Genomic DNA, 7847 nt, shown 5'->3' with positions numbered 1-7847 from the left:
CACCTTATTGGCGTGATGGTTCAAAAAGAGCGAAATGTTGGGTTCGGCCAGCACGGCCTGCATTTTCTTGTCGTCTTCGTAGTATTCCTTAGGCTGCGCGTTGCCGCCTTCCGACGGGCCGATCTCATTGACTAGGTTACCGAGCGCCGGGTAAGGCTCCAGGTTAATTCGTCCGCCCAGGTGCACCCGCACTTCCGAGCTGTTGTTGCCACCCAACACAGGACGGTTTTGCACCAAAGCCACTTTTACGCCCTTCCGCGCCGCTGATATGGCCGAGCAAGTACCCGCCATGCCGCCGCCTACGACCACAAAATCGAAATCTCCTGCGTTCTTCGGATTCTTATCAAAACCAAAGTACTCGTTTCGGTATGCGGCCAGTTCTTCTTTATCCTCGATGGGTTTAAAGTTAGGATCACTGGTAAAAATGATCGCGTCGCAACGGCCATTGAAACCCGTCAGGTCTTTGAGAGAAATCCTGTTCTCTTTCTGCGCGATTTTCACCGTGCCGCCGTACGACCACGTCCATTCGCGGTTGTCTTTTCCAAAGGTTTTTTCCAACGGTTTGTCATTGACCAGCAGTTTGAATTGCCCGGCGGCCGCCTTGTCCGACCATTGGGCCGTCCAGTTGCGGGTACGGACGAACACTTTGTAAGTACCTAGTTCAGGAAATGACACGCTGGTACTGGCGTCTTCCACGATGCGACCCATCCCGTGGGCCATCAGGAAGGAAGAGCCCATGACATCCATAAACTGCTGATCGACCGACCAGCCGCCTTTGTTCTGGAAGCCCTCGGCTTCGACGAAAACGGTGTTTTGTTTCTGGGCAAAACTGGACTGGCCCAAAACGAGGAGAAGTAAGAGTAGGCGTTTCATAAGAGTTTCGGTTTACGTATATAATTCAGGGACTCACCCAATTACTTAGGAGGGGCCGGCCCCTCCGGGGCGGGGCGTTTTCCACCACTATTTGTCTATTAACGGCTGACCCCTCCGGGGTAGGCATTTGACCAAGTTATTTTTTCAATATTCCTTAATACCCCGGATTCTGCTTCAAAGTTGCCCCATTCCCCGCGTAAGTATCGATTTCCTGCTGCGGAATTGGGCAGAGGTAGTCCCGCGCCGGATTGAAGGAACGGAACGCATTGGGAAAACGACTGTCGGTGTTTAGATCGTACTGCGACTCGACGCCTTTGTACGACACGAAGCCGTCGGCGTCAATCTTCGGTACTTTTGTCGCCGTTTTAGTATTCAGGATACGTCCGTACAACGGCACAGGCATGACCTTTTCGGCGATGCGCCACCGACGAATGTCGAAGAGCCGGAATCCTTCGTCGGCCAACTCCACTTTGCGTTCTCTTCTAATAATGGTTCGCAAAACGGCCTGATCGGTGGTCGTGATGGCGGGGTACTTTGCCACATCGCCCACCGCCACGCCATAGGCCCGCGCCCGAATTCGGTTGATGGCGTTCAGCACCGTGGCGTCGATTTGGCCCGATTCGATCTTAGCTTCGGCGTAGATCAGCAGGATTTCCGCATAGCGCATTAAGCTGAAATTCAGATAGCTAATTCCCTGCAAAGCGATTTGCTGCTCCTCGTCGGTGTATTTTTTCCACATATACCCGCAAAAAGAAGCGGGCCACGACACGGTGCGGCTATCGCGGTTGGCTCCGAGATTCTTGCCCTGTGGGCTCCGGTAGGTGAGGCTATCCTTATGGCTTTCGAATATCAACCCCGCCCACACCGACTGCGGCGTTACAATCGACGCTGCTAAGCGCGGATCCCGGTTGGCAAAGGGTTTCGAGGGATCGTAAATCGCGGACTGGTCGATAGGTTTGCCGTCGACCGCCTCGTAGGAATCGATCATGGACTGGGTGGGGGTCACGGTATTGAACGCCCCCCTGTTGCGCGACCCCTGGGCGGTGGGGAACTGGCTGGCATCACCCGTACCACTGTAAGGTACGAAGCCCTGTTTGTAAGGCATGATGAGCATAATCTCGCTGGAACTTTGCCCTTTGGCATTGAACAAATCCTCGTACTTGGGGTGGAGTAGTAAGCCGCTGGCGGCTTCGCTGTCGATGATTTCCTTCGCTGAAGCCGCTGCTTCGGCGTATTTTTTATTGTAGAGGGCCACTCTGGCGTGCAGTCCCAGTGCGACCGCTTTAGTAATTCTTCCCCGGTCGGAGGCTGCCCTTTTTTGGGGTAAAGCGGTTGCCGCCGTTTTCAAATCGGCCATGATTTTTTCGGCGATGGTTGCTTTGGGCGTTCGTGGCAAAAGCGCGTCCGCCGGGTTTTGGAACACTGTCTCGATGTAAGGCACGTCCCCGAAAATCTCGGTGAGGTACATATAATGGTACGCCCGGATGACCAGCGCCTGGTTGCGGATATCGTCGAAAGTCGACTGCGGAACCACATCTTTGGCCCGCTCCATGTAGGTCAGCAGTGAGTTGGCGCGAGCGATGCCCGTATAGTGTTGGGAATAACTCTGGCGGAATCCCCCCGAACTAGGACTGTGGCTACCCGCTCCCATCTCTTCGTAACCGCCTGCGGTCAAACCGCGCGTCAGGCCAATGTCAGTGGCGGAGTTATCCATGTTGGTTTGGATGGGAATGTTATAGCCTCCCCTGAATATAAGGCTATTATATACGCCTGTCAGAGCGAGATTTAGTTCGGATTCGTTGCTGAAAAATCCGCCCGTCGTGGGTTCGGTGGGCGATTGCAGGTCGAGGTACTTTTCCTCACAGGCCGTGAAGCCCAGAAGTAACGCCAGGGCCAGGATGTATTTGATTCGGTTCATTGGTTCTGATTTTAGATAATGGTGATTAAAACTTGACGTCTATCCCCAGGCTGTACAAGGCGGTGATGGGGTAAATATTGCCGCTTGCTCCGTTGGGTACCAGCGGATCGATGCCCGGAGGGAGTTTGTCGAACTTTAAGAGATTCTGCCCGGAGGCGTAGATTCTGAACCCGCTCATTCCTAATTTGTTCAGGGCGGTCGTCGGCAGGTTATAGCCGATCGAAACGTTGCGCAGACGAAGGTAAGCTGCGTTGAAAACCCAGGTGCTGCTGGTTTGGATATCGTTGCTCCCCGCGCTCGTAGCGGCAAGAATCGGGTATTGGGCGTCGGTATTCTGGGGCGACCAGAACTCTTTCACTTGCCACTCCTGGATTTTGCCCGCGTTGAACAAGCCCCACACCATGTCGCCGCCCAGCCGGACGTCCCTTTTTCCTACTCCCTGAAAATTGACGGCCAGGTCGAACTGCTTGTAAGAAGCCGTCAGGTCGAGGCCGTAGGATATCGTCGGAAACGGATTGCCCAGCGCCACGCGGTCGTCGGGATTAATAATGCCATCGGCCTGGTCGGGGACCCCGTCGCCGTTGGTATCGACGGTCAGTTGGTCTTTGTATTTCAAATTGCCCACAATCAGCTTGCCGAACTGTGCGGGGCTGCTGTTGATTTCGTCCTGGCTCTGGAAAATTCCCTCGGTTTGATAGCCGTAAATCAACCCGATGGGGCTACCCACCTGGGTGATGCTCGCACCGTTGATAATTGGCCCTACCCCCGCCAGATTGGTGACTTCGTTTTTAACGCTGGAAAAAATGGCCCGCGCCCCGTAGGTGAAATCCCCCTTTTTCTCGCGCCAATCCATCGAAAAGTCAAAGCCCGTGTTTTGCAGGTCGCCCGCGTTCTGGATGGAGGGTTCGAAGCCCAGGTTCAAAGGGACGGGCAGCACCAGCAGTAGGTCTTTTGTCTTCCTGACATAGTACTCGGCCGTGAGGGAAAGGCGGTTGTTAAGGAAACCCGCATCGACCGCGAAGTTGGTGATTTCGGTGGTTTCCCACTGGATGCGGCTGTTGGACAGGTCGGTCTGGGTGGCACCCGTAATCGTGGTGCCGCCGAATACAAAATTATTCTGACCCAGGGCAATGTTGGCTACGTAGGGGAAGTCGCTATTCAATTGTTGGTTGCCCAACTGCCCCCAGGAAGCCCGCAGCTTGAGGTTGGAAAGACCGCGCAAATCCTGCATAAATGGTTCGTCCGAGAGCCGCCAACCGGCGGAGACCGAAGGGAAAATTGCCACGCGGTTTTCCTTGGCAAAACGGGAGGAAGCATCGCGACGTACGTTGGCTTCAAACAGGTAACGATCCTTGAAAGCGTAATTGAAACGGCCAAATAACGAAACCAAGCCGTATTGCGTGGCCTCTCCGCTGTTGCGGGCCGCCGCTTCCGACCCCGCATCGAGGTAGGGGAAATCCTGCAAGGCAAAGTTCTGGCGCGACGCCCCAAATCGCTCCGTGGTGTACTTAATCAACTCCGAACCGCCCAAAATTGAAAAGTCATGAACCCCGAACGATTTTGAATAATTGGCCAGCAGGTTGGTATTTTCGGTAAAAGATCGGATGTTGGTCTGACTCAGAGAATTTGGGTTATTCCGGGCTCGCCGGGATTGCGTTTTCCAGTCGATGACCGTGTAAAACGTTCGGTTGAAGGACTTGACAAAATCATCGCCGTACTCGGGCGAGTACATCAGGGTCAGTTTCAAATCCTTAATCGGCGAATAGTTGACCCGTAAAATGCCCCGGAAGTAGTTGGAGTTGTAATCCCGGTTGCCGTTATCATTGACGATCGCGATGGGGTTTTGGCCCGCCCAGCCGTCGCCCCACTGCCCGTCGGAGTGCCGGGCAAAGTAGATGGGCGGAATTCGATACGCTTGTCCGACGATCTGATTTAGTTGCTCGTCGGGATTGGATTGCAGCGACTTGCTGAAATTGAGGTTAAAGCTGATGTCGAATTTGTCGTTCAGCTTCATCTGCGTGTTGAACAGGCCATTGTAGCGCTTGAAGTTGTAGTTCTTAATGTTGCCGTTCTGGCCAGTATAAGAAATGGAGGCCAGCGACTGCACTTTATCCGTGCCGCCGCTCACGCTCAAATTATGGTATTGCTGAAAACCGTTTTCGGTGAACAGTTCCTTGACCCAGTCCGTATCAGTGTATAGATCTGGATCGGAGCCGAAGTTCTTGGTGTAATCATCCACGAATGCCTGGCTGTCGCCTGAATACTTAAGGTACTCTAGCGCGCCCAAATATTTGGGCAAGCCCGTCGGCTTCTGCACGGCCAGGTTGTTGCGGTAGTTCAAAGTCAGCTTGCCGCTGGCACCTTTCTTCGTTGTGACTACGATCACGCCATTGGAGGCCCGCGACCCGTAGATGGAAGCCGCTGAAGCATCTTTCAGTACCGAAATAGACTCGATGTCGCCCGCATCGATACGGTTTATATCAGCCTCCACCCCATCCACCAGCACCAGCACGTTGTTGGAAGCGCCCAACGAACCCAGACCCCGGATGCGCAAAGCCCCGTCGTCTTGTCCGGGTTGACCGCTATTCTGAATAACCGTCAGGCCGGGGGCTAGGCCAGTAAGCGCCTGGGAAGTCTGCACGACGGGCTGCCGGGCAATCTGTTCGCCCTTAATAGTCTCGACCGAACCCGTCAGGTTGACTTTTTTCTGCGTTCCGTAACCCACCACGACCACTTCTTCAAGGGCTTTGGTGTCTTCCAGCAAAGTGATATTGATCGTGCTGCGGTTGTTGATCGGAATTATCTGGTTCACGTAGCCGACAAAGGAAAAAACCAAAGTGGCGGCGGGGGCGGCCGATACGTCGTAGGTACCGTCGGCTTTGGTGATCGTGCCGCGCTGGGTGCCTTGCACCGTGATACTGACGCCTGGAATGCCTTGGCCGTCGGTGCCTGAGACTTTACCATTTACTTGCAAGTCCTGCGCTTGCAGCAGCGTAGGCAGGAGCATTGCTGCGAATAAAATTCCTCGAATAAGTATGGGTAATTTTCTGTGCATTGGTCGTGTATTTAGGGTTTAGAAATAGGTTGTAGCTTTGATAAATACAATTTGTTTGCTTTGGCTCGTCATTTCAACCGCTAGGTTCTGTTTCGCTAATTCTTCGAAAATCCGTCCTTCCTGACTGCTTTCAATGAATATAGGAACAAACAGCCATTTAACAAGCCGCCTAAACCACTATTTTATCTGGAGTTCCTGCAAAAACTATCGGGAACGTGTTCGCAAACGTTGCCGATACATAATTTTATTTTACTTTTGCATCATTTTACGGAGAAAAGAAATTTTCGCTGATGGCACTACTTACAATTGCCATTAGCAGAAATAAAATTAGAATAATACAAAATGACAACTTGTGTGAAATGCGGGAAGAAGGAAACAGTAATGAAGGCGGGTTTTGTGCGGGGAAAGCAGCGATTTCTGTGTAAAAACTGCGACTACTACTTCACGCTTCCCAAACCTCCTGAAAAAAATATCCGCCGTAAGCGGCACCAAACCACGATCATCGACATCGCTAATGAACTGGGCGTGTCCAACTCTACGGTATCGCGGGCTTTGCACAACCATCCCGACATCAATCCCGATACTAAGAAAGCCATTCTTGACAAAGCCCAGGAACTGGACTACCAACCCAATCAGCTGGCACACAGCCTGGTGAAGAGCCGTACGAATACTGTTGGGATCATTGTCCCGGAGTTTCTTACGCAGTTCTTTCCTAACGTTATCGTGGGCGCACAAAAAGTACTGCGGCTGGCGGGCTACAATCTGGTAATTATGCAGTCGGGGGAATCGTACGACATTGAGGTGGCGAATACGAAGGCCTTGCTGGCCAACCGAGTGGATGGTCTACTGGTGTCGATGAGTCATGAAACCAATAACTACGACCATTTCCGCAATTTTGAGAAAAGGGAGGTACCCGTGGTGTATTTCAACCGCGTAGTCGAGGAACTGGGAACGCACAAGGTAGTTGCCAACGATTATCAGGGGGCCTTCGCTGCCGTCGAGCATCTGATCCAAAACGGCTACCGCCGCATTGCCCACCTCGGTGGCCCGCCTAATCTGTTGATTAGTCAGGAACGTCTGCGCGGCTACCGGGATGCTTTGCAGAAGTACGGCCTTCTGGTGCTACCCGAGTTGGTTATTCACGGCGATTTTACCGCTCAAAAGGCGGCCATTTACGCCCAATATTTATTGGATTTGGCCGAATCGCCCGACGCCATTTTTGCCGTGAATGACCCGACCGCCATTGAAATCCTGACGCTTGCCAAGGCCAGGGAACTTCGGGTTCCGCAAGATTTGGGGGTAGTAGGCTTCAGCGACGACCCCATCGCCCTGTACATCGGCAGCGGCCTGACTACCGTGAAGCAGCCAACCGCCCGGATGGGTGAAGCGGCGGCGGCGATGGTTTTAGGAATGATGCGGGGGGAGGAGGAATGGCTTTTGCCGAAAACGGAGGTATTGCAAGCGGAACTGATAATCCGAGGTTCGTCGGTAAGAAAATAATTTATTTCACTCTTTCCAGCATCATCAATCGAAAATCCATGACCTGCTTTCCGGCAATCCTCTCTGCCATTAGCGTCATCTTGCCTTTCCCTTTTTCCAAATGTACTTTCCCGATGTTCAGCGTCTTCCAATCCTTCACGTACGATTCCGGTCTGGGATGGCGATCGTTTTCCATGCCGCGCAGGGGCGGATCAAAGGCTTCGGTAATTTTACCCAAAATGTTGGTGTTGCCAAACGTCAACCGAAAGGTCGAACCCACGTTTTCGGGGGCGCAGGTATAATAGATGACGGCATCGAAATCACCGTCGGCCAGAACTTCCACATCCCATACAATGGCATCGTCCAACTTCGTCCAATTCGTGAAAAACGAGCAATTCGGCCAGCGGTTGGAACGCTCAATACCGCCGACGGGCTGGGCATCGCGAGCGGGTAGTTGAGTCCATTTGAAATCGGGATGGCCGACGGGGAAAGTACGATTATCTTCGCCTTTGATGCCGGGAA

4 protein-coding genes and 1 pseudogene are annotated in these 7847 nt (G+C 53.0%); 1 reads left to right on the top strand and 4 read right to left on the bottom strand.

Going from position 1 to position 7847, the window contains the following annotated elements; genetic code table 11:
* From ACEW8P_RS10015 to ACEW8P_RS10005, 3 genes are all read right to left on the bottom strand, one after another.
* Positions 1-873, bottom strand: an 873-nt coding sequence (locus ACEW8P_RS10015) for an FAD-dependent oxidoreductase (protein ID WP_373512945.1), incomplete at its 3' end; no start/stop codon positions are given.
* A 154-nt stretch (positions 874-1027) separates the two neighbouring features.
* A complete protein-coding gene (locus tag ACEW8P_RS10010; RefSeq protein ID WP_373512944.1) occupies positions 1028-2791 on the bottom strand; it encodes a RagB/SusD family nutrient uptake outer membrane protein in 1764 nt (587 codons plus the stop codon).
* A 25-nt stretch (positions 2792-2816) separates the two neighbouring features.
* The gene (locus ACEW8P_RS10005) at positions 2817-5798 is read right to left on the bottom strand and encodes a SusC/RagA family TonB-linked outer membrane protein (RefSeq protein WP_373512943.1); all 2982 of its coding nucleotides are present in this window, start codon (positions 5796-5798) and stop codon (positions 2817-2819) included.
* A 390-nt stretch (positions 5799-6188) separates the two neighbouring features.
* Between ACEW8P_RS10005 and ACEW8P_RS10000 the strand changes: the two genes are divergently transcribed.
* Positions 6189-7346, top strand: coding sequence for a LacI family DNA-binding transcriptional regulator (locus ACEW8P_RS10000; protein WP_373512942.1), 1158 nt, complete (start codon positions 6189-6191; stop codon positions 7344-7346).
* Position 7347: 1 nt separating this feature from the next.
* Here ACEW8P_RS10000 and ACEW8P_RS09995 read toward each other — a convergent pair.
* Positions 7348-7847, bottom strand: a pseudogene (locus tag ACEW8P_RS09995) (N-acetylgalactosamine 6-sulfate sulfatase); the annotation flags it as partial.

Origin of the sequence: Persicitalea sp., from assembly GCF_041751555.1 — a bacterium.
In the GTDB taxonomy this organism is placed as follows: Bacteria; Bacteroidota; Bacteroidia; order Cytophagales; family Spirosomataceae; genus Persicitalea.
This window is presented reverse-complemented; position numbering and strand designations above follow the sequence as displayed.